The organism is Lacinutrix undariae (assembly GCF_052934785.1).
The window spans coordinates 727,574-752,605 of sequence record NZ_CM128809.1; the positions used below are offsets into that span (position 1 = coordinate 727,574).

15 protein-coding genes and 1 tRNA gene are annotated in these 25,032 nt (G+C 32.8%); 8 read left to right on the forward strand and 8 right to left on the reverse strand.

The genetic code is table 11. The features are described 5' to 3' along the window. Nucleotides 1–3 precede the first annotated feature (3 nt). A complete protein-coding gene (gene gltB, locus ACU4C5_RS03360) occupies nt 4–4,506 on the reverse strand; it encodes a glutamate synthase large subunit (protein ID WP_446845637.1) in 4,503 nt (1,500 codons plus the stop codon). Between the two features lie 426 nt (nt 4,507–4,932). Between gltB and ACU4C5_RS03365 the strand changes: the two genes are divergently transcribed. Further along, nucleotides 4,933–6,255 carry an ammonium transporter gene (locus ACU4C5_RS03365; protein ID WP_446845638.1) on the forward strand — a complete coding sequence of 441 codons (1,323 nt, stop codon included), beginning with the start codon at nt 4,933–4,935 and terminating at the stop codon, nt 6,253–6,255. A gap of 110 nt (nt 6,256–6,365) precedes the next feature. On the opposite strand, the gene ACU4C5_RS03370 is transcribed toward ACU4C5_RS03365, so the two are convergent. After that, a complete protein-coding gene (locus ACU4C5_RS03370) occupies nt 6,366–8,948 on the reverse strand; it encodes a phosphoenolpyruvate carboxylase (protein WP_446845639.1) in 2,583 nt (860 codons plus the stop codon). Nucleotides 8,949–9,338: 390 nt separating this feature from the next. Between ACU4C5_RS03370 and metK the strand changes: the two genes are divergently transcribed. Next, on the forward strand, nt 9,339–10,592 hold the full coding sequence (metK, locus tag ACU4C5_RS03375) for a methionine adenosyltransferase (protein WP_446845640.1): 1,254 nt from the start codon (nt 9,339–9,341) through the stop codon (nt 10,590–10,592). A 118-nt stretch (nt 10,593–10,710) separates the two neighbouring features. Here the strand turns inward: metK and ACU4C5_RS03380 are convergent. From ACU4C5_RS03380 to ACU4C5_RS03390, 3 genes are all read right to left on the reverse strand, one after another. Next, nucleotides 10,711–10,792 (reverse strand) — tRNA-Tyr (locus ACU4C5_RS03380). A 127-nt stretch (nt 10,793–10,919) separates the two neighbouring features. Further along, entirely contained in the window at nt 10,920–13,628 is a 2,709-nt protein-coding gene (locus ACU4C5_RS03385) for a carboxypeptidase regulatory-like domain-containing protein (protein ID WP_446845641.1), read from the reverse strand. Nucleotides 13,629–13,662: 34 nt separating this feature from the next. Continuing rightward, nucleotides 13,663–14,532, reverse strand: a complete 870-nt coding sequence (locus ACU4C5_RS03390) for a GLPGLI family protein (RefSeq protein WP_446845642.1) — start codon at nt 14,530–14,532, stop codon at nt 13,663–13,665. A 230-nt stretch (nt 14,533–14,762) separates the two neighbouring features. Here ACU4C5_RS03390 and ACU4C5_RS03395 point away from each other — a divergent pair, with 230 nt between their 5' ends. Beyond that, nucleotides 14,763–15,539, forward strand: coding sequence for a hypothetical protein (locus tag ACU4C5_RS03395; protein WP_446845643.1), 777 nt, complete (start codon nt 14,763–14,765; stop codon nt 15,537–15,539). A 5-nt stretch (nt 15,540–15,544) separates the two neighbouring features. Beyond that, complete coding sequence (locus ACU4C5_RS03400) at nt 15,545–16,159, forward strand: deoxynucleoside kinase (RefSeq protein WP_446845644.1); 615 nt, start codon at nt 15,545–15,547, stop codon at nt 16,157–16,159. Between the two features lie 71 nt (nt 16,160–16,230). Here ACU4C5_RS03400 and ACU4C5_RS03405 read toward each other — a convergent pair whose 3' ends face one another. The 3 genes from ACU4C5_RS03405 to ACU4C5_RS03415 all read right to left on the reverse strand — a co-directional run bounded on the left by ACU4C5_RS03405 (nt 16,231) and on the right by ACU4C5_RS03415 (nt 20,407). Next, nucleotides 16,231–16,758, reverse strand: a complete 528-nt coding sequence (locus ACU4C5_RS03405) for an inorganic diphosphatase (RefSeq protein WP_446845645.1) — start codon at nt 16,756–16,758, stop codon at nt 16,231–16,233. 105 nt (nt 16,759–16,863) lie between these two features. Next, complete coding sequence (locus ACU4C5_RS03410; protein WP_446845646.1) at nt 16,864–19,362, reverse strand: DUF5686 family protein; 2,499 nt, start codon at nt 19,360–19,362, stop codon at nt 16,864–16,866. Nucleotides 19,363–19,429: 67 nt separating this feature from the next. Further along, nucleotides 19,430–20,407, reverse strand: coding sequence for a pyruvate dehydrogenase complex E1 component subunit beta (locus ACU4C5_RS03415; RefSeq protein WP_446845647.1), 978 nt, complete (start codon nt 20,405–20,407; stop codon nt 19,430–19,432). Nucleotides 20,408–20,708: 301 nt separating this feature from the next. Here ACU4C5_RS03415 and ACU4C5_RS03420 point away from each other — a divergent pair, with 301 nt between their 5' ends. The 4 genes from ACU4C5_RS03420 to ACU4C5_RS03435 all read left to right on the forward strand — a co-directional run bounded on the left by ACU4C5_RS03420 (nt 20,709) and on the right by ACU4C5_RS03435 (nt 24,931). Next, nucleotides 20,709–21,455 (forward strand): electron transfer flavoprotein subunit beta/FixA family protein, encoded by a 747-nt coding sequence (locus ACU4C5_RS03420; RefSeq protein ID WP_446845648.1) that lies wholly within the window; start codon nt 20,709–20,711, stop codon nt 21,453–21,455. 23 nt (nt 21,456–21,478) lie between these two features. Further along, the gene (locus tag ACU4C5_RS03425; RefSeq protein ID WP_446845649.1) at nt 21,479–22,438 is read left to right on the forward strand and encodes an electron transfer flavoprotein subunit alpha/FixB family protein; all 960 of its coding nucleotides are present in this window, start codon (nt 21,479–21,481) and stop codon (nt 22,436–22,438) included. 120 nt (nt 22,439–22,558) lie between these two features. Next, nucleotides 22,559–23,170: a bifunctional nuclease family protein gene (locus ACU4C5_RS03430; protein WP_446845650.1), complete on the forward strand. Its 612-nt coding sequence runs from the start codon at nt 22,559–22,561 to the stop codon at nt 23,168–23,170. A gap of 15 nt (nt 23,171–23,185) precedes the next feature. Further along, nucleotides 23,186–24,931 (forward strand): nucleoside transporter C-terminal domain-containing protein, encoded by a 1,746-nt coding sequence (locus ACU4C5_RS03435; RefSeq protein ID WP_446845651.1) that lies wholly within the window; start codon nt 23,186–23,188, stop codon nt 24,929–24,931. Nucleotides 24,932–25,032 lie beyond the last annotated feature (101 nt).

Consider the following 25,032-nt stretch of genomic DNA (forward strand, 5'->3'; position numbering starts at 1 on the left):
GTTCTATTGCGTTACAAGGTTTTCGTTTTCTAATCGTATTAAAGCTTGTTTGTATTCTTCGGGAAGTACTTTTACAAATTGTGGTAGTACGGTTTCCCAGTTTTCTAAAATGCGTTGCGCTTGCGGACTTTGAGTTGCGCTGTAATGATTTTGGATTAATTCTTTTAAAATAGCGATATCTTCGGAAGACTCCACCGGATCGAAATTTAAACCATCAGCATTACATTTATTTTTAAACGTTTTATGTTTATCGTACACAAAGGCAATTCCGCCACTCATACCTGCTCCAAAATTTCGTCCAACTTCACCAAGAATCACAGCAATTCCGCCAGTCATATATTCACAACCATGATCTCCAATTCCTTCAACCACTGTTTTAACACCTGAATTTCTTACACAAAAACGTTCACCTGCTTTTCCATTAATATACGCTTCGCCCGAAGTTGCGCCGTAAAACGCTACGTTTCCAATAATCACATTATCTTCGGGAATAATAGTTGCTTCTTCAGGAACTTTAACAATTAATTTGGCTCCAGATAATCCTTTCCCAATATAATCATTAGTGTTTCCGGTAACTACAAGCGTTAATCCTTTGGTTGTAAATGCACCAAAACTTTGACCCGCAGATCCGTTAAAATTAATTCGAAGTGTATTTTCTGGTAAACCTTGAGCCCCGTAAATTTTAGAAATCTCGTTACTTAAAATTGCCCCTACTGCTCTATCTTCATTAGTAATTTTAATATCTAATACTGTTTTTTCCTTTCGGAATAAAGCTGGATGTGCTTTATTTATAATTTCGAAATCTAGAGATTTTTCTAAATGATGATCTTGTTTTTCGGTGTTATAAAGTTTCACGTGATCTTCAACCTCAACTTTATGAAGAATTGGCGTTAAATCTATCCCATGAGATTTATAACAATCTATAGCTGCTTTTCTGTTTAGTTTTTCAACCTTACCAACCATTTCATCAATAGTACGAAATCCTAATTTAGCCATAATTCCTCTCAACTCTTGAGCTACGAAATACATAAAGTTCACCACATGTTCGGGTTTACCTTTAAACTTTTTACGCAGTTCTGGATTTTGAGTTGCAATTCCTACAGGACATGTATTTAAATGACATACACGCATCATTACACAACCTGAAGCCACTAAAGGCGCGGTTGCAAATCCAAATTCTTCGGCACCTAATAAGCAAGCAATTGCTACATCTCGTCCCGTTTTAAGTTGTCCGTCACACTCAACAACAATTCTATTACGAAGATTATTCATCACTAAAGTTTGTTGAGCTTCGGCAAGACCTAATTCCCAAGGTAAACCTGTATGTTTTAAAGAAGTAAGCGGAGATGCTCCTGTACCACCATCAAACCCTGAAATAAGTACCACATCTGCTTTTGCTTTTGCAACACCAGCAGCAACGGTACCTACCCCAACTTCGGACACTAATTTTACATTAATTCTTGCGTCTCGATTGGCCGATTTTAAATCGTAAATAAGTTGTGATAAATCTTCAATAGAATAAATATCATGATGCGGCGGTGGAGAAATCAACCCTACATAAGGTGTAGAATTTCTGGTTTTTGCAATTTCGGGATTCACTTTTGCACCAGGTAATTGACCACCTTCTCCAGGTTTTGCTCCTTGCGCCATTTTAATTTGAATCTCTTTTGCATTTGTTAAATAATTTGAAGTCACTCCAAAACGTCCGGAAGCCACTTGTTTTATCGCACTATTTTTCCAATCGCCATTAACATCTTTATAAAAACGTTCTTCATTTTCTCCGCCTTCTCCCGAATTACTTTTTCCGCCAATTCTATTCATGGCAACTGCAAGATTTTCGTGTGCCTCTTTACTAATTGAACCGTAAGACATTGCTCCTGTTTTAAAACGTTTTACAATATTGGTCCACGGCTCCACTTCATCTAGCGGAATGGGATCGTAATTTGCAAACTCAAACAACCCTCTAATGGTCATTAATTGTTTGGATTGATCGTTAATTAGTTTAGAATACTCTTTATAAGTATCAGGTTTATTACTACGAACGGATTCTTGTAATTTTGCAACAGATAGCGGATTAAACATGTGTTGTTCTCCGTTTCTTCTCCAGCGATATTCACCACCAGTTTCTAAATCTAAATTACCATCTATATGTGCATTTGCATAAGCGCTTTTGTAGCGTTTATTAATTTCTTTTTCTAATTGATGTAAGCCAACACCTTGAATTCTGGTTGCTGTTTTGGGGAAATATTTTTCAACCACTTCTGTATTTATTCCTATACATTCAAATAATTGAGACCCTCTATAAGAGTTTAATGTAGAAATCCCAATCTTATTCATCACTTTTAAAATCCCTTTTCCAACGGCTTTATTATAATTTTGAATTGCCTCTAAAGACGTCATTTCATCTGCACCAATATCATTGAGTTGATCTTCGATAATTTCGTTTACCATATACGGGTTTATCGCACTCGCCCCATAACCAAATAGTAGTGCAAAATGATGAACTTCGCGAGGTTCGGCAGACTCAATTATAATACTAAATTTTGAACGTTTTCTTAATTTCTGTAAGCCATTATTTACATAAGAACAGGCTAATAAGGCAGGAATTGGCACTTTAATTTCAGACGTATTTCTATCTGAAAGAATCACAATATTTGTGCCTTCATCAATACTTTTTGAGACTAATTTTAAAATACTTTCAAGCGCATCTTCCAATCCATTGTGGCCTTTTTCTATATCATATAAAACAGGTACTGAAGTGACTTTAAAATTTGGACTTTTAAAACTTTTTATTTTATCTAAATCCTGTTTTGAGATTACAGGATTCTGAATTTTCAGCTTCTGACATTGCTTTTCATCGATATCAAAAATATTAAAATCGCTTCCTAAAGTTAAGCTGATATCGGTAATTAATTCTTCTCTAATTCCATCTAATGGCGGATTAGTAACTTGAGCAAACAGTTGCTTAAAATAATTATAAATAAGTTGCGGACGCTGAGATAATACAGCGATTGGCGTATCGCTTCCCATTGATCCAATAGGCTCTTTACTATGTTTTGCCATCGGTAAAATGATGGTATTTATATCTTCTTGTGTATACCCAAAAACTACTTTTCGTTTTAATAACGATGCTTCATTTAAAAAAACTGGGCAATCATTATAAGGAATATCTTTAAGCTGCACCAAATTTTCATCTAACCATTTTTGATACGGATGTTTTGCTGCGATACGCTCTTTAATTTCCTCGTCATTTACAATTCTACCTTCATTCATATCTACTAAAAACATTTTTCCTGGCTCTAAACGCCCATGGAATTCTACATTTTTAGGTTCAATTTCAATCACGCCAATTTCCGAAGACATAATTACGTAACCATCTTTAGTTACAGAATATCGCGATGGGCGTAATCCGTTTCTATCTAAAACGGCACCAATATAATTTCCATCTGTAAACGGAATAGATGCGGGTCCGTCCCAAGGTTCCATTAAGCAAGAATTATATTCGTAAAACGCTTTTTTTGAGGCAGACATTTCGTTGTTTTTCTCCCAAGCTTCGGGTACTAACATCATCATTACTTCCGGTAAGGAACGTCCCGTCATTAACAATAATTCGACCACCATATCCATAGATGCCGAATCTGATTTTCCAGGAAGTACTACAGGTAATACTTTTTTAATTTCAGCTCCAAACAAGTCACTTTTTAAGAGTTCTTCGCGAGAATACATACGTGTAATATTCCCTCTTAATGTATTAATTTCTCCATTATGACACATATACCTAAACGGCTGAGCTAAATCCCATGTAGGAAATGTATTTGTTGAAAAACGTTGATGTACTAATGCCAAACGTGTTACAAATAATGGATCATTTAAATCTTTATAGAATAATTTTATATCCTCCGGAATTAAAAGTCCTTTATATATAATAATTTTAGTTGAAAGACTTGGCAGGTAGAAAAAACCAAGTTCAGAAATTTTTGAACTGATAATCTCGTGTTCGGCAGCTTTTCTAGCAATAAATAATTTTAAGTTAAATTGAAAATCATCTTGAGACGCTGTTTCTTTTCCTATAAAGATTTGCTTTATAAAAGGCTGAGTAACTTGAGCGATTTCTCCTAAAACAGATTCGTCAACCGGAACATTTCGCCACCCTAAAACTTTAAGACCTTGAGCTTTTATATGGGTTTCAAAAACAGTGACACAAAAATCTCTTTGATTACTCTTTTTAGGCAAAAAAACATTAGCAACAGCATATTCGCGTTCTTTAGGTAATTTAAAGCCACAATTTTCAACAAAAAACTGATGAGGAATATCGATTAAAATACCAGCTCCATCTCCTGTTTTCCCATCGGCACTTACGGCACCACGATGTTCTAATTTCTCAAGAATCTGAAGTGCTTTATGAATAATATCATTCGACTTAATTCCTTTTAAACTACATATAAACCCTGCACCACAATTATCATGTTCAAATTCTGGTAAATACAAGCCTTGTTTCTTCAGCATAATCTTATTTTTTAATATAATTTCATCAATAAGATATATTAATATAAAAGACTAGTACTACTTTTTAAAAGCTTAGTTTATATTATTATGCTTTTGATAATTAAGACTTCTAAAAATTAAAAATCTTTAAAATTAGATTGAAAAAAAACTAAATCAATAACACGAAATTTCTACAAAAACAAAAAATTAACAAAGAAAACACCAACAAAATCCTTTTTATACTAAAAACAAACCAACGTTTTCACATAAAGCACAAATTATCAATAAACACCGGTCTGAAAAATCCTCATAAATAGACTTAAAAAATAACTACCCCATACTTTTTAGGGGTTAAAACTATTTATATCATAAAAAATACACCAACACCCCTTAAAAATAAAAGGTTTTTACTTTATTTGTGTAAATATATCTTTATAAGACTATAAAATGACAGAATTATTATCATTCGCTCCCACGTTTTTATTTTTTCAAGACGCCACACCTGCAACAACTGCAGATATTCAAAATGCAGTAAATGCCATAAACGTAGATATGGGAATGTTATGGATGATTATATCTGGAATACTTGTCTTTTTTATGCAAGCAGGATTTACACTTGTTGAATCTGGTTTTACAAGATCAAAAAACGTGGTTAATATCGCCATGAAAAACATTCTAGATATTGCTACAGGCTCATTAGTATATTGGTTTGTAGGTTACTCATTAATGTACGGTAATACCGATGGCTATATCGGCTGGAGTGGAATTATGCACAACGATGGTGCTGCCGATTTATTTTTTCAAACCGTATTTTGCGCCACAGCAGCTACTATAGTTTCTGGAGCTATTGCAGGACGTACAAAATACACAACATATATTATTTTCTCATTAGTGATGACCGCCTTAATTTATCCAATTGCCGGAGGATGGCAATGGAATAGCGCCGGATGGTTAGCCAATATGGAAACACCGTTTATTGATTTTGCAGGATCGTCAATTGTACATTCTGTTGGAGGATGGGCCGCTTTAGTTGGTGCTTGGATTGTTGGTCCAAGAATAGGGAAATACGTTAATGGAAAATCTATGGTTATTGATGGCCACAACAAACTACTCGCTACTTTAGGTGTTTTTATCTTATGGATTGGATGGTTTGGATTTAATGGAGGATCTCAACTTGCTTGGGGTGGAGAAAATGCCATTGCCGCATCAACCGTAATTTTAGTTACCAATTTATCAGCATGTGGTGGTGCTTTGGGCGCATTAATTACAACATGGCTTAAAGATGGAAAACCAAGTTTAGATATGACCGTTAACGGCGCATTAGCCGGATTAGTAAGTATTACTGCTGGTTGTGCAAACATGACTGAGGGTGGTGCAGTATTAACCGGATTAATAGGAGGAGTTCTTGTCGTATTCTCTATTGAATTTATAGATAGAAAATTAAAAATTGATGATGCCGTAGGTGCCGCTTCAGTTCATGGAGTTGCCGGAGCATGGGGAACACTTGTAATTGGATTATGGGGAATTAACGGTGACATAAATATAGGTTTACTTAATGGCGGCGGAAGTGCTCAATTAATATCTCAACTTATAGGCGTACTTTCTTACGGTGCTTGGGCTATTGTAACTGCTTTTATATTTTTCTTTATTCTGAAGAAAACAATGGGACTTAGAGTTTCTGAACAGGAAGAACTACAAGGATTAGACATCTCAGAACATGGCGCTTTAGCTTACCCAGGAAAAAGGCAACGTGAAATTGACCAAGAATAAACACAACTAAACAAATAATATTATTCTATTTTTTTTGATTAATTACTAAAAAAACCTCCACATTTACATGTCGAGGTTTTTTTAGTTTTAAATATAACTGCAAATATTTTTTATGCAGAATTTCTACTCGCATTAATATTTCCAAAGAGAGAACGTGTAACTAATTTTTCGTACACTTCTATTTGCGCAGTATCAACAGGAGTTTCCTTTTGAAGCTCTTGTATTTTCTTCAATGCAAATTGTTGAATAGTTAACAACGGCAACACAATAGATTCTCTAACTGCTATTGATGCGCTTCCTGCCGGCTCACCTTCCATTAATTCTTTATATCCGGTAAGTTTCAACAGTAAACGTTTTGTAGTTTTATACTCGGTATAAATAATAGTCCAGAATTCACCAAACTCTTCATCATCTGCCATATATTTAGTAAGATCAAAAAATGATTTTGACAATGACATCATACTATTTTCGATTAATGTTTTAAAGAAACTCGATCCGTTGTATAATTGTTTTACTTTATCAAACTCTCCAACTTCTTCATAATGCTTTAAAGCCGTTCCTACTCCAAAAAATCCTGGTACATTTTGTTTCAACTGACTCCAAGATCCTACAAATGGTATTGCTCTTAAATCTTCGAAAATTAACTCTGAAGACTTCCCTCGTTTTGAAGGACGACTTCCAATATTTGTTTTTGCATAATATTTTAAAGTACTCATACGCTCTAGATATGGTAAAAACATTTGATGTCCTTTAAAATTTGAATATGCTTTATAACTTCGTTTAGCTAGATCATCCATAACTGTAACATTATCGGTAGACATTGCTAGCGAGTTTTCGTTTAATCGGTTATAAATCCCTGAACTAATTAATTGTTCTAAATTATATTGAGACGACTCTAATGTTCCAAAGTTAGAACTTATAGTTTGTCCTTGTACAGTAAGTTGTACTTCTTTATCTTCAATAGTTGGTCCTAAAGACGCATAAAATTGATGTGTTTTTCCTCCTCCACGAGCAGGTGGTCCACCACGTCCATCAAAGAATATCACAGTTACACCATATTTTCTAGACACAGCTGTAAGACGTTCTTTTGCTTTAAAAATTCCCCAGTTAGCCATTAAATACCCACCATCTTTGGTACCATCACTAAAACCTAACATAATAGTTTGCTTATTACCACGCTTTTTTAAATGCGCTGCATAATTAGGATCTGTATATAAATCTTCCATCACTTGAGGTGCATTTTCAAGATCATCAATAGTTTCAAAAAGCGGACCAATGTCAACGGTTAATTCATCATGAAATGCTACCAATTTAAGCATTGCAAATAATTGCATTACATTTAAAGTGGTTTGGTTATTACTAATAATGTATCGGTTTGCTGCGCGTTCACCATTAGTTTTTTGTATAGTTTTAATCGCTTGTATGGTTTCTAATGTTTTTAAAACATTTTCATCTTCAAAAAGTGATAAATCTACCTTTCCTTTTATGTTAGATAGAATTTTTACTTGCTCAACTTCCGAAAGGTCATTATAATTTTCAGGGAAGATAGCGCTTCCACTTTCAATTAATTTAGTTACCATATCAGTAAATACTTTATCGTGCGCTCTACTATCTTGGCGAATATCTAATGTTGCAAAATGATACCCAAATAAGTGTAATTTATTAATTAAACTATTCACCTCATCTACATAAAGCGACTGATGCTTATCAATAATAACATCTCTAATTTGAGTCAATTCGTTTTTAAATTCTTCTAAAGAAATTACATTATCATATACATTATTACTGATGGCTTGAATTTTTATTTCTAAATCAGATACACGATTTTCTACACCTTTAAAAGTTAGTTTTCGTTTTAAATCACGAAGATCTCTATAATAATTTTTAAAGATGGTTTGCTTTAATCTTGCAGCAACTTTTAAAGTAATTTCTGGCGTTACAAATGGATTTCCATCACGATCACCACCAGGCCAAAAACCTATGTTTATAATATCGTTATCAATTTGTTTTCCATTAAATATATTTTGTTGAATATAATCGAAAATTCTTCCGAAGGAATCATAATATACATTTTCCAAATACCAAATTAAGCTTACTGCTTCATCATAAGGTGTTGGTTTTTCATGCTTAAAAAACGGCGTTTTTCCTAATTGCGCTAAAAGATCATTTATTTTTAAAAGATTGTTAGATTTTATAGCACCATCCAAATCTGTCATAATCCCCAAAACAGCGCCTGGGTAAAATTGAGTGGGGTGTGCAGTTAAAACAATACGCACTTTAAACTCTTCAAGGTAGTGTTGTAGTGTTGCAATTTTATCTTCAGAAACCACAGCTTCCTTTAAGCTTCGTAGCGTTCCGATACCATCCATATTATTTACAATAGGAAAAGCAGCATCTTCAATAGCATCAAATAATACAACTTGACGCTCTATATACTGAATAAAGCGAAACAACAAATCAATCTTACTATCATCGTTACGCCTGGCCTGGTATTTATCAAAAAAAGATTCAACAATAGTAGTTGGGTTTTCACCGTTTTCAAATCCTTTTTTACAAGTATCATGAAATAACGGTAGCAATACACCTGTTTTTGAAATAGAATCAAAGGGTAATGTCATAAATATACTATTGTATATTTGGTATTTAGACAATACATTTTGATTAAAACGTGTTAATTTAGGTTGTGTAGACATAATTATTTTCTCGTATGAGTGAAACATAAAAATACTCAAGCTAAATGGAAATCCATTATGATTTAACAAGATTTACATATTTTATAATTTATTGAAGCATCTACTACTAATTATTAACCAAAAACAAGCTTAAACTAATGTTAATGAAACATCTTAAGGCTCTTTTATTTTAACAAAAAAGTAACAAAAACGCTCCAAATGTTATAAAAAAGACCTTTTTAGTTAAAGCTTTTTCTAGTTACAATATAATATGTACATTTGCAGTCTAAAATTTAGAGGAGGGATTTGACTGATTGCAACCTCATTAAAAAATGCTAAAGGACAGTGTAAGCTTCCTTTGACGCCTTCGTCAAATCTCTTCTATTATTATACATTTTTATTTTAAAAATTATGGCGTATTTATTCACCTCAGAGAGTGTTTCTGAAGGACACCCAGATAAAGTAGCAGACCAAATAAGCGATGCTTTAATTGATAACTTTTTAGCGTTTGATAAGAACTCGAAAGTAGCTTGCGAAACCCTAGTAACAACTGGACAAGTAGTACTTGCCGGAGAAGTAAAATCTAAAGTAACATTAGATGCTCAAAAAATAGCAAGAGAAACGATTAACAAAATTGGGTACACAAAAAGTGCTTATATGTTTGACGGGAATTCTTGTGGAATTTTATCTGCAATACACGAACAATCTCAAGATATTAACCAAGGAGTTGATAGAGCAACTAAAGAAGAACAAGGCGCAGGAGATCAAGGAATGATGTTTGGTTATGCAACCAAAGAGACCGAGAACTACATGCCTTTAGCTTTAGATTTATCTCACAAAATCTTAATAGAATTAGCTGCATTACGTAGAGAAGAAAAAGACATCACATATTTAAGACCAGACTCAAAAAGTCAGGTTACTATTGAATATAGCGATGACAACGTCCCACAACGTATTGATGCTATTGTAGTATCAACACAACACGACGATTTTGACGAAGATGAAGTAATGCTTGCTAAAATAAGAAAAGACATCGTAGAGATTCTTATTCCTAGAGTTATTGCTAAATTACCTGAACATATACAAGTGTTATTTAACGATGACATTAAATATCATATTAACCCTACTGGAAAGTTTGTAATTGGTGGACCTCACGGAGATACTGGTTTAACAGGACGAAAAATTATTGTGGATACTTACGGTGGAAAAGGTGCTCATGGTGGAGGAGCTTTTTCAGGGAAAGACCCAAGTAAAGTAGATAGAAGTGCTGCTTATGCAACACGACACATTGCTAAAAACTTAGTTGCAGCAGGTATTGCAGACGAAGTATTAGTACAAGTAAGTTATGCTATTGGAGTTGTAGAGCCTATGGGAATCTTTATTGACACTTACGGAACTTGTCCTTTTAACATGACAGATGGAGAAATTGCCAAAAAAGTATCTACTATTTTTGATATGCGTCCTTCTGAAATTGAAGAACGTTTAAAACTTAGAAATCCTATATATAGTGAAACTGCAGCTTACGGACATATGGGACGTAAGAACGAAACAGTAACTAAAACATTTTCTCAACCTAACGGAGAAGATATAACTAGAGAAGTTGAATTATTTACATGGGAAAAATTAGACTATGTAGACAAAGTAAAAGAAGCTTTTGAACTATAGGATAGCTTACACATAAATAAATAGAAGAGACCGCTTTAAAAGGCGGTCTTTTTATGCTTTATACTGAAATATATGCGCATAAAAAAAGTTCATACTTTTGTATGAACTTTTGTTTTAGTGGGGAGAGCAGGATTCGAACCTGCGAAGACGTAGTCAGCAGATTTACAGTCTGCCCTCGTTGGCCGCTTGAGTATCTCCCCTAAAACCGAGTGCAAATATAGTATTGTTTTTTGTTTCAACAAAAAAATAATCATCTATTTTTCAAAAAAAATAAAACAAAAAAAAAGCCTTCTCAAAATTAAGAAGGCAAGTTTTTATTACTGAGGACTATAAGTCGTAAACTAATCTAAACGTTATAAAACGTGGTTGAATAAAATATTCTGTTGCACTTACAGAATACGCACTAGTATTACTTTGAGCTTGAGATTTTGTATCTAGTAAATTGGTTGCTTTTATTTCGTATTCTAATTTTGCATCAGCATTTTTACGGTAAGATAAAGATGCATTCCAAAAATCATAATCGTTAATTGTACCGGCTTCGTCACTTAGGTTAGTGTAAGAATAATCTGTTTTAAAGGTTAATGTTTTAAAAATTAACGCATCAAATTCTACAGAAGGTGCTTTTGTATAAAACTTAGTTCTAGATGATCCTTGGTCATTATCTGAAATTGAATAACGGTAACCTATCTCAAAGTTAGGAGCATCTCTAAAGTTGGTACGTAATTCTCCTCTATAAGTTTGTGTATAGTTTTCGTTTGTAGATTGTACTGTTTGAATAAACTGATTGAATTTACTATAACTAAAACTTCCGTTTGCTGAAGCTTGAAACTTACCAAAACGTCTTTGGAAACGTCCAGAAGCAGAAGCTGTTTCATCTGCAAAAGAAGAGTTAAAAGGAGAGTTAGTACGTATAACACTCTCAAAATTAGTTAAATTTCTAATTTGATCTATTTTTTTACTGTAGCTTACATTTGCAAAAATGTTAGTATAGTTAAATAAGTTAAAACTAAAGTAAGATAAATTAACATTATGAGATAAAGCATTATCTAACTCCTGGCTTCCAGAGAAAATAGAGTTATAGTTATTTAGCACTAAACCTCTCGCTAAGTTAGTAACATCTGTAAACTGTGTTTGCATGGTATAATTTAACCCGATATGCTCACTTTTTTTAAGTTGAATTCTCATATCAAAATCTGGCAATACTTTAAAGAAGCTATTTTGGTATTCATCTGTACCATATTGTACATTGTTTGATCTAAATGCGTGCAGAGAAACTCCTGGAGTAAATGTAAACTTTCCTGTTTTTAGGCGGTAATGTAATGCAGTATATACATCGGTAAAGTTATAATCGGTATCATTAGTATTTAAACCACCATTAATTGTTGGAGTAGGTTCAAATATTGATCCATCATCTAGGTATTGAAAAATCTCAGAGTCAAATTGCTGATGACTTAAGATGGTACCAAAAGTTACGTTAATATTACTTTTATCATTTAGCACATGCCAATAATCTAATTTAGCATCTAATTGACTTGATTTTACTCGTTTGTTTTGTGCAAAATTGTATCCTGTTTGACTACTATCAAACCCTAAAGCGTCGGCTGTAGTTTGGTAATTGGTTTGATCTTCTAAAATTGCGTTATAAAAAGGATCTTCATCTTTTAGTAAGTGTTGTGCTTCAAAAGAGAAAATATTATTTTCATCTAACGTATAGTAATAATTTAAGCTTTGGTTAATACTAAACGGACTAGAGCTTTCGTCTTGTGTAACATCTCCTATTACTGAAGAAAAATAACTTTGATCTTGAGATTCTTTTGAAATACGCCCTAAAACATCATATTCTAGTTGATTATTTCCGTTAGGCTTATATTTAGCACTTAATTTAAGCATTCCTAAATCACTACGTTGTATAGTATTACTCTCTGTATCTTCATCTGGAATCCCTAAATCACTATCTGTATATTGTACCGAATTATTTTCTTGTAATTCGTTTTTATTGTTCGAAAAAATTAAAAACCCACTAAGGTCTAAAGCATCATTTGGTGAATAACTAAAGTTAGCTGCTCCAAATTTTGTATTAATTGATTTAGCTTGATTGTTTTGAAGCGTTAAAAATCCAAGGTCATTACTTCCTAAGTCAATACTTGTTCCACTACTTCTACTTGGCGATTTAAATCCTCCTGAAAAATTAAAGTAATCACGACGCGTAAAGCCTATTTCACCAATATTATTGATATCACCAATAAGGTTGATACTATATTTTGGACTGTAGTAAAATAATTTTGGTTGTACTAAATACAATCCATCAGTGTCTGCAACTCCAGAACCTGCGGTTACAGAACCAAACCAGAAATTCTTTTTCCCCTCTTTTAAACGGATATTAATAGCTGTATTATCTTGATTGTTAGTTACACTACTTAATTGCCCTACTTCTGAAAAGTTTTTAAGTACTTCAATTTTATCAATAGCATTTGCCGGAATATTTTTTGTAGCTAATTTAGAATCACCATCAAAAAAGTCCTTTCCGTCTACCATTAATTTGGTTACTTTTTTTCCTTCAACCTCAATCTCTCCATCATCATTAATCTCAACACCTGGTAATTTTTTTAATACATCTTCTAACCGTCTTTCAGTACCATTTTTAAAAGAATCGGCATTATAAATTAAAGTATCGCCTTTCATTGTTACAGGCATTTCATAAACAATTTCAACAGCATCTAAAGCATTGTCTGTTTGTAATGTAAAGTTTTTTGTGATATCACTTTCTTTAGTTGAAATAATTTGGTCATAAGATTTCATACCTATATAACTTACCTGAAGTTTATAAGATGTATTTTTATCTAAAGACAGTTTAAAACGCCCTTTATCATTAGTAACCGCATAAGACTCTAATGATTTAGTGACTTGGTTAATTGCAATAACATTTGCCAATTCTAAAGGCTCACCGATGCTATCTTTTACGACACCTTCTACTTTTATTTGAGCAAAAGAAAGGCTGGCCACACAAAGTAGCAAGGTTAAAAAAATATGTTTCATAACTATTTTTGGTTTGGTTGTATAAATTATGTGATTAGCGTCTTCCGCCTCTACCACCACGTCCACTGAAGTTCTCACGCATTTCGGCAGTTTTGTCTTTTACTATTTTATCGTAAGCTTCACGTGTTACTTCTTTTCCTTTTGAAGGCACTTTTATTTCATCCTTTTCACCAGGATTAAGGATAATTTTAGAACAAAGTATTATAGTTTTATCAGCATTAATTTCTAAAATTAAACCTGGTAATCCCCAATATTCTCCTGGACCTTGATTGATTGGAATTTGTGGTGTATACCATGCCGTTACTGTAATTTCTCTTGGAGTATCACCCTTTTTTTTATCGCCTGATATTGAGTCTTTATCTTTTTTATTTGAGTCATCACCAGCTCCTCTACCTCTAAAACTTGAAAAGTCAGTTCCGGTAACTTGTTTTACTGCTGTCGCTTTAAAAGCGGTGTATTGCCCAATTTGTTTGGTTTCTGTTCCCATTACCCACTGTAAAGGTTTCAATTCATCTTTAACCAAAAACTGTTTTCCAAAAAATTCTTGTTCTTGCAACAACTGTCCTTCTTTAACGTTTTTATATTGAGGTCCACCTGTAAAACTAGACGCAAATCCTCCAAATCTCCCTCCACTAGATGCACCAGGAGCTTCAAGTTTTTCATCTTCTTTGTACATAGATTCTGTTTGATTAAACGTTAATACGTACGTTTTTTCAAACAAGCTCTTCATACGATTTGCAACTTGCTTTTTTTGTTCTTCACTCATTTGTCGGCCTCCAAAACCATCCATATCTACAGATGTTTTAGATTCGTAATAAGCTTTACCTTGAAAATCTTGAGCGTTCATAGATGCTCCCATAAGCATTAACAAAGCAACAGATAGTTTAATTGCGATTGATTTCATAATTTATTAAGACTATATTTTAGTTAAAAGGAAGGGTTTTTCATCCTTTAATATCAGTTTAGACTTAAAAAAAGGAAAAGAGTTAATTTTATAAATGTTAAAATTTTCTTAAAATAATTTAATCAGCTATTAAAAATGAGGTGACATTAAGATTTAATCCTAAACAAATAAAGCTCTTTTTGATAATTAATAGCAGATTCTCAATCGCATTTTGTACTTTTCATTCCACTATGAAATGGATATTAAATATTATATGTTTTTGTACACTAACAGTGTATAGTCAACAAAAAATAAGCGCAAAACTTATAGATTCGACCTCTCAGAAAATAGATATTCTAGTAGAAGCAAATAATTTTGGCACAGAATTTTATATCAATCAAAATACATTATATAAAAAAACAGATAAAAAAACCATTAGCTATAATAATATGCAGCTTGGTGATATAGCATCGGTGAGCACGTTTAATCCCTTAAAAATTAATGTTTTTTATAAAGACTTTAATACTGTAATAATGTTAGATAATAGACTTTCTGAAATTTTTAAAATAGATTTCAACATCAAAAGTCCTTACAAAAACATCTCATTTGCAGCAACAGGTTACGATAACACCTTGTGGCTTTTTAACCAAGACACACAACAATTAGAGCTATACAACTACCAAACTAATACAATAAAAGCGACATCAATTCCACTTCAATCTGAAGTTTTAGACATGAAAAGCAACTATAATTACTGTTTCATATTAACCAAAAAATTTTTATACAAGTATAATTATTCGGGGAGTTTACTTTTTAAGATTGAAAATACAGGCTTTACTTCAATTTCAGAAAACAATGAAAACGTTATTCTTAAACAAGAGAATTCACTTTACTTTCTTTCTAAGAACCAAGATATACCACATAAGATAATCCTACCTCAATTGTTGATAAATCAGTTTTTACTAACCAACCAAACCTTGTATATTTACAACGACGTAAGTCTGTATAAATTCCAACTCAAAATATAATAAACATGCATATTGCTGTAGCAGGAAACATTGGCGCAGGAAAAACAACCTTAACCAAATTACTAGCCAAACATTTTAAATGGGAACCTCAACTAGAAGACGTTGTAGATAACCCGTATTTAGATGATTTTTATAACCAGATGGAACGTTGGAGTTTTAATCTTCAGGTTTACTTTTTAAATAGTAGATTTCGTCAAGTAGGTCTTATTAGAGAAAGTGGTAAGGAGATTATACAGGATCGTACCATTTATGAGGATGCACATATTTTTGCACCTAATTTACACGCCATGGGTTTAATGACAAATAGAGATTTTGAAAACTACAAATCGCTGTTTGATTTAATGGAATCTTTTGTACAAGGTCCAGATTTATTAATATACTTACGCAGTTCAATACCCAATTTAGTATCGCAAATACACAAACGTGGACGCGATTACGAAAACACAATAAGCATAGATTACCTAAGCAGACTAAACGAACGTTACGAAGCTTGGATTCATGGTTACGACAAAGGAAACTTACTTATTATTGATGTAGATAATATAGATTTTGTAGCCAACCCCGAAGATTTAGGAGAAATCATTAACAGGATTGATGCCGAAATTAACGGTCTCTTTTAAAATCCTTATATATTTAAAATAAAAAAAAAACTCTTATTTTCATAAGAGTTTTTTTGTTCTATAATACAACTTTATATTTTAAAACTATTTTTTGCTTTGTGCTCACTATCATTATATCGTTTTACACATGTTGCGAAAATCTCACGAGCTTCTTTAGCATCTCCCCATTCCCCGATATCAACTTGCTTTTTCTCTAAGTCTTTATAAACTTTAAAAAAGTGAGTGATTTCTTTAATTCTATGTGGATTTAAGTCTGAAAGATCATTGTAGCTATTCCAAATAGGATCAGTTACAGGAACACAAATTATTTTTTCATCTGGTCCTTTTTCATCTGCCATATGGAAAACTCCAATTGGCTTAACTTCTACTACACACATTGGAAAAGTTGGTTCTGCTCCTAACACTAAAACATCTAGAGGATCTCCATCTAGTGCTAATGTTTCAGGAATAAACCCGTAATCTCCAGGGTACATCATAGATGAAAACAACATACGATCAAAACGAATTTTATGTAAATCGAAATCGTATTCATATTTATTTCTACTTCCTTTTGGTATCTCAATTAATACATCAAAGGTTAATTTTCCTTCTGCTGTCATATTCTTATATATTTTAAGGCTTGCAAATATAGGTAAGTCTTTGCCTTTAGGCAACTAAAATAAAGAGGACTTTATATAAAGAAATTGTTAAGCGGTTATTTTTTATTAGAAATAAAACCCAAAACTTCCTGTTACACCAAACTTTCTTGCATCTGGTGCATCAAGGTGATTTCCTCTAAAATTAAAATCTATCCTAAGTACTTTAAAGATATTTCCTACCCCTACACTATATTCGTAATATACCTTTTCATTTGGTGTGTTATAAATTAAACCTGAAGCGTTCAAGTTTTTATTTTCTTCTGAAATTTCTCCCCAAGCACCACGCAATCCTACGATAGCTCTTAAGTTTTGTTTTTTTAAGAACGGAATTCGTGAGAATAAACGTCCATTAAAATTATGCTCTAGATGAAGTGCCGTATAAGTATCGGTCACAAATTCATAATAATCTAACTGAGAGAATGTATTGTAAATTGAAAAATACGATTGATTTCCTGGTACAACACTCAATAATCCTAATGGAACTTCGCCATAAGTTTTACCGGCTTCAACAGTAGTTGTTAAGCGTCCAAAACCTCCTAATTGCCATGGCTGAATATATGAAAATTGCACTTTAGTATAATCAAAATCACTATCAAATACATTTTTATCTCCACGACTTACTTGTGTGAAAAGTCGTGCAAAATCATCGTTAGCTTCTCGTCTTTCAACACCAAAACCTGTCATTTTTCGCTTCGGAAAATAAGATACAGAAAATGAACTTTCATATTGTTTTAAGTCTGATCTTGTAGTCGTCTGAGATGCATCTGTATAATAATCCAAACTAAATGTTTCTGATGCCGACTCTAGTGTACGATAGGTTCCTCCAATTCTAAAAATTAAATTCTTAACAGGCTCCAGTTCTAAAGCTAATGTAGTAAGATTTACATTGGTTAACTTATCATTTGTTCCGGTTCCAATCACAGACGATGATGCAAAACTTCTACCTAAAACATCGGTAGAATTTGTAAGGCTTGCGCCTATTTGCTCAACATCTCTACGGTTTCCACCAGAAATAATAATTCTATTTTTCTTATCCAGAAGCATTTTCCCTGAGATACCGTATTTAAATTTATCATCTCTAAACCCGTAAGCTAAAAAGCCTTCAATACGCCATAAATCATTAGGGCCAAAATAAGTTCGTCCTCCACCTCTTAAACGCACACCTTCAACATCATTATATCCAAATGTTGAAAATATTGGTCCGTAATCAAAATTCACACTCGGAAACTCAACATAACCAGATGCCAAAATGCTTCCTACATTATAAATACGCTTAAATTTTTTAACTGTTTTTAAGGTGTCTAACATTTTGTAGACTCCTTTTTCGTCTTTATTTAGAGATTCTAACCTGTTAGTTTCCCAAAATTCATCATCTCTATTGTAAGCATCTTCATTATAATTGTAAACTTCTTCGCTATAAAACTTTTCATCTTTTGGAAGATTAAAAGCATAATTATCATAAAGTGTTGTACGTTTCCCATAAACACCACGAGATTTTTCTTTTTTATTAAAAGCAAAATCCGACATAAAATAATCTCTACTTATAAGGAATACAGAATCGTTTAGCACTTCAAATTCTTGTTCAATATAAATTTCTTTTACCCAATTTATATTCGCGCTTTTTGAGGCTTGAAGATTAATTTCTTTAATTGCGTAAATACTATCTGCCACCCAAAAATCACCTTTAAAAGTTAGCTCGTTTTTACGTCTTGGATAATATACAATATTGTAACACCACTTATTATCAATAAATGTACTATCTGATAATACATAATTATAGGTTTGAATTCCGGTGCGTGATAGTGGGCTCACAAAACTTTTATCGAAAAACTTAAGGTAATTATCATAGATATTATAATCTGAATACAAATCATCTACAAAGTCGATAATGATTTGATTATTACTAAATCCTGAATTTTTATTTCCTTTTAATTCGTTTTTTTCTTTATTAATAGTATTATCGCCATACACTTTACTTACGGCTTCATTAATAAAAATTGGGAGATATGTTTTTCCTGTAACACGGGAGGTATCCACTTCATTAAACACAAACTCCATACCTTTAAATAGTTTACTTTTTATAAGACCACTATCAATGGTATTAAGATCGAATTCTATTTTTTCGTATTTATCGTATTCGTATTGTCTAAATTGATTGAGACCATTTTGGCGTTTGTGTTCCCATATTTTTTTTAAGATACGAATAGCTGGATTTTCTGAAGCTTTTTTAGATTGCTTTCCGGTAACAATTAAAACTTCATCTAAAGCATCAACAGATTCTTTAAGCGTAAGATTAAGCTCATAATTTACTTTTTTAAGCAATGGTACATGTAAAGTCTCATAACCTAAAAAAGACACAATTAAAGTATCCCAATTATTATCGGATTCTAAATAAAACTTTCCATTTTCATTGGAAATTGTTCCTTCACTAGAATCTTTAAATAAAACGTTTGCATAGGCAACTGGCTGATTATATTCATCAACAACATGCCCACTCACCTTTGTTTGTGCACAAAGTGAAAGTGTTCCTAAGTATAAAAATACGAGTAAAAGTCTAATATTCATAAGCAAAAAACTTCATCAACATAAAATGCCAATGAAGCTTGTATAACGCAAAAAAATGCAGATTATTTTATTTATACATTACCTTCTTCACCGCTTTAATTACTTCAGTATAATCTGGCAACCACTCTGCTAGTAATACTGGAGAATATGGGGCTGGTGTATCAGCTGTATTTATTTTTACAACAGGAGCATCTAAATAATCAAAAGCTTCTGATTGTACAATATATGTAATTTCTGTTGAAACATTTCCAAAAGGCCATGCTTCTTCTAAGATAACCAAACGATTTGTTTTCTTTACAGATTTTAAAATAGCTTCTTTATCTAAAGGACGAACAGTACGTAAATCGATAATTTCACAAGAAATCCCCTCTTTAGCTAATTCATCGGCTGCTTTGTAAGCTTCTTTTATAATCTTTCCAAAAGACACAATAGTAACGTCTGTACCTTCACGTTTAATATCGGCAACACCTAAAGGAATTGTATATTCACCTTCTGGCACTTCACCTTTATCACCGTACATTTGTTCAGATTCCATAAAAATAACGGGATCATCATCTCTAATAGCAGATTTTAATAACCCTTTAGCATCGTATACATTTGATGGTATAACAACTTTAAGTCCTGGAGTATTAGCAAACCAGTTTTCAAAAGCTTGAGAGTGTGTTGCTCCTAATTGACCAGCTGAACCTGTTGGACCTCTAAAAACTATTGGACATTTAAATTGCCCACCAGACATTTGTCTTATTTTGGCTGCATTATTGATAATTTGATCAATTCCAACCAAAGAAAAGTTGAATGTCATATACTCAACAATTGGTCTATTTCCTGTCATTGTTGACCCAATAGCGATTCCTGCAAAACCAAGTTCTGCAATAGGTGTATCAATAACACGTTTTGCTCCAAACTCGTCTAACATTCCTTTTGACGCCTTGTAAGCACCATTATATTCTGCAACCTCTTCACCCATTAAGTAAATGCTTTCATCTCTGCGCATTTCTTCGCTCATGGCTTCAGCGATTGCTTCTCTAAATTGAATTGTTTTCATTATATATCTTTTATACGAAAGCAAAAATAGGAATAATTCACAAAAAAAATACGCCTTTCACCTCTATTTATCGTTTTTGACTATCTTTTTTCATACACAACAAAAATTTAATACTTTTTTAAAAGTCAATTTTTATGAGATTACTAGCTAAAACCCCTTTTATTTTCACTTTTAACATATTTTCATTCAAAAAAATAATTAAAAAACAAAAATTTATTATGCATGCATAGTAAATATTACAATTAAAATAATTAACTTCGTATCCTAAAAAATTTATACTCATTAAAATAATAATATCAATATGAAAATATTAGTGTGCATTAGTCATGTTCCTGATACGACTTCAAAAATTAATTTTACTGATGGCGACACAAAGTTTGACACTAACGGTGTTCAATTTGTGATTAACCCTAACGACGAGTTTGGATTAACTCGTGCAATGTGGTTTAAGGAAAAACAAGGAGCATCTGTAGATGTTGTAAATGTTGGTGGAGCAGAGACAGAACCTACGCTTCGTAAAGCATTAGCAATTGGAGCAGATTCTGCAATTAGAATAAATACAGAAGCTACTGATGGTTTTGCTGTTGCAAAACAATTAGCAAGCGTTGTTAAAAATGGTGGTTACGATGTTGTAATTGCTGGAAGAGAATCTATTGATTACAATGGTGGAATGGTTCCAGGAATGTTAGCTGGGTTAACCAAAGCCAACTTTGTAAACAATTGTATTAGTTTAGAAATAGACGGGACAGCTGTAAAAGCAATAAGAGAAATTGATGGCGGTAAAGAAACCGTATCAACAAGTCTTCCGTTAGTTATTGGAGGTCAAAAAGGATTAGTTGAAGAAAGTGATTTGCGTATCCCAAACATGAGAGGAATCATGATGGCACGTAAAAAACCTTTAACAGTTGTTGAACCTGTTGATGCAACAGCCGAAACAACTTCTGTGAAATTTGAAAAACCAACACCAAAAGGTGCAGTAACTCTTATTGATGCAGATAATGTTGACGAATTAGTAAACTTACTTCATAACGAAGCTAAAGTTATTTAATTAATCTCTTAAAAGAAAAAAACATGTCAGTTTTAGTATATACAGAATCAGAAGAAGGAACGTTTAAAAAAGTAGCCCTAGAAGTCGCTTCATACGCAAAAGCTGTGGCAGACTTAATGGGAACTACAGTAACAGCTGTTACTTTTAACGCTAATGACACCTCCGTTTTAGGAAATCATGGTGTAGATAAAGTTTTAACCGTTACCGATTCAAAATTAAACTCATTTAATGCTAATGCTTATGCAAATGTAATTAAGCAAGCCGCTATAAATGAAGGTGCCAAAGTTGTAATTGTAAGCTCAAGTGCTGACAGTAAATACTTAGCGCCACTTTTAGCTGTAGATTTAAATGCAGGTTTTGCTTCAAATGTTGTTGAAGCACCATCAAGCACATCACCTTTTACAGTAAAACGCACCGCATTTACAAATAAAGCGTTTAACATGACTACTATTTCTACAGATGTAAAATTAGTTGCCGTGTCTAAAAATGCCTTTGGTATTGTTGAAAATTCAGCAAGTGCTACTGTAGAAGCTTTTTCACCATCAATTCCAGAATTTGGAGTTAACGTAGAATCGGTTGACAAAGTAACAGGACAAGTAACTATTGCAGATGCAGATATCGTTGTTTCTGGTGGACGTGGACTTAAAGGTCCAGAAAACTGGGGAATGATTGAAGAATTAGCAGACGTTTTAGGAGCAGCAACAGCGTGTTCTAAGCCAGTATCAGATTTAGGATGGAGACCACATAGTGAACACGTAGGACAAACAGGAAAGCCTGTAGCTTCTAATTTATATATCGCGGTTGGAATCTCTGGAGCTATTCAGCATTTAGCAGGAATTAACGCATCTAAAGTAAAAGTTGTTATTAATACAGATCCTGAAGCACCTTTTTTCAAGGCTGCAGATTATGGAATTGTAGGTGACGCTTTTGAAGTACTTCCTAAGCTAATTACCAAATTAAAAGCTTTTAAAGCACAACAATAATTATTATTTTTTAACTTGTGTCTTAATATAAGGACTGTTTAAATTACGAAAAAATTACTTTATCTGGCCTCGTCAGTTGGTAATGTCCTAATTTAAACAGTTCTTTGTGTTTTTAAAATTATGAGCTTAGTTCGTCTTAACATAAAAGGAATCTCTTACAGCCAAACTCAAAATGGCGCTTACGCACTTATACTTAACGAAGTAGACGGTGACCGTAAACTACCAATAGTTATTGGTGCTTTCGAGGCACAATCAATTGCCATTGCGTTAGAAAAAGAAATACGCCCTCCAAGACCACTAACTCACGATCTTTTTAAAAATTTCTCAGACCGTTTCGCTATTAACATAAAACAAGTAATCATTCATAAACTAGTGGATGGTGTGTTTTATTCTAGTTTAATTTGCGAACGCGATTCTATTGAAGAAATTATAGACGCAAGAACTAGCGATGCTATAGCTTTAGCATTACGCTTTCAAGCACCAATTTTCACTTACAAAAACATTCTAGAAAAAGCAGGTATTTATCTTAAGGTTAACCCTAAAAAGGAAGACGAAGAAGATGATGACAGTATTTTAATGGATGATTTTATTACTGATGAAATTGAAAATACGGCACAAGATGCTTACCAAAACAAATCTTTACAAGAGTTAAACACACTTCTAGAAGATGCTGTACATGATGAAGATTATGAAACAGCAGCAAAACTAAGAGATGAAATCTCTAAACGTTAAAAAACACCTTTCGAAATGAAACATTTTTTCCTAGCTTTAACGGCTATTTTTTTTGGACTAAATACCGTACTTGCTCAAGATATTGACAGAGATTGGAAATTAGACTCTATACAGAACGAAGCTGGTGAACAGTTATTACCTATTTCAAAATCTGATGCTTTAAACTTAAATTATGGCGAATTTGATTTCACCATAAAAGCAGATTCAATACATGAAACAGGAGATTATATTCATCAAAATAATCTATTAGTATTTTATTATAATGATTCTACCGAAACTGTAAAACGCTATAAAATTAAAGAGCTTACAGACTCTACATTAGTATTTTCAAACAAAGAAACAACCTATAAACTATCTCCATCTATCGTTGAAGAAGTTATTGCAGATGCTCCGGTTTTAGATACCATTGTAAAAAGTAAAGGTTTTACTTTTAATAGTTTTTGGCGTGGTGCTTTAGGAATGGTATCCTTAATATTTATCGCCTTTTTATTTAGTGCAAACAGACGTGCTATAAAATGGAAAACTGTTGGAATTGGTTTAGCATTACAATTAGTAATAGCTATTGGAGTTTTAAAAGTAGGATTTATAAAAACAATCTTTGAGTTTATAGGAAAAGGTTTTATTGAAATATTAAGCTACACACAAGCAGGAAGTGAATTCTTGTTTGGAGGGATGCTAGATGTAAATTCATTCGGATTTATTTTTGCATTTCAAGTATTACCAACAATTATTTTCTTTTCAGCCTTAACCTCTGTTTTATTTTACTTAGGAATCATCCAAAAAGTAGTAAAACTTATGGGATTATTACTTAGTAAAGTCTTAGGAATCTCTGGAGCAGAAAGTTTAAGTGTTGCCGGAAATATCTTTTTAGGTCAAACAGAAGCACCGCTTTTAATTAAGGCTTATTTAGAAAAAATGAATAAATCTGAAATCCTTCTCGTTATGATTGGAGGTATGGCAACTGTTGCAGGAGCTGTACTTGCTGCATACATTGGATTTTTAGGAGGCGAAGATGAAGTCTTACAACTTTTTTATGCAAAACACTTATTAGCAGCCTCAGTAATGGCAGCTCCTGGAGCTATTGTAATTTCAAAAATATTATTTCCTCAAACAGAAGAAGTAAATACAAATGTTGAAGTTTCGCAAGAAAAAATTGGATCAAACATACTTGAAGCTATTGCTAACGGAACAACAGAAGGACTTAGACTTGCAGTAAACGTTGGAGCAATGTTACTTGTTTTTGTAGCTTTTATAGCGATGGTTAATGGTATTTTAGGAGGACTAGCTGGTTTTGATGGTTTTACTATTGAAGCCTTAAACATAAAGTGGCAGTTTACATCTTTAAATGAAATTATTGCCGAAAAAACAGCCTACAATAGTTTATCATTAGAATTTATTTTAGGCTATATTTTCGCACCTCTAATGTGGTTAATTGGTGTTGCTAAAGAAGATATGGCATTAATGGGACAACTTTTAGGTATTAAATTGGCAGCAAGTGAGTTTATTGGTTATATCCAATTAGCAGAACTTAAAAACGCAGCAAGCGCAACACACTTAACTTATGAAAAGTCGATTATTATGGCAACATATATGTTATGTGGTTTTGCAAATTTCGCTTCAATTGGAATTCAAATTGGAGGGATTGGATCTTTAGCACCAGGGCAACGTAAAACTCTTTCTCTATTTGGTATAAAAGCTTTAATTGGAGGAACAATCGCCTCTCTTATTTCTGCAACTATTGCCGGTATGATTATCGGTTAATACAATACTTAAATATTTATATAAAAGAAACGCTTCTATCAAAACATGATATGGAGCGTTTTTTCTTATTTTTGTTATAAATTTCAACTATAATTCTCGCA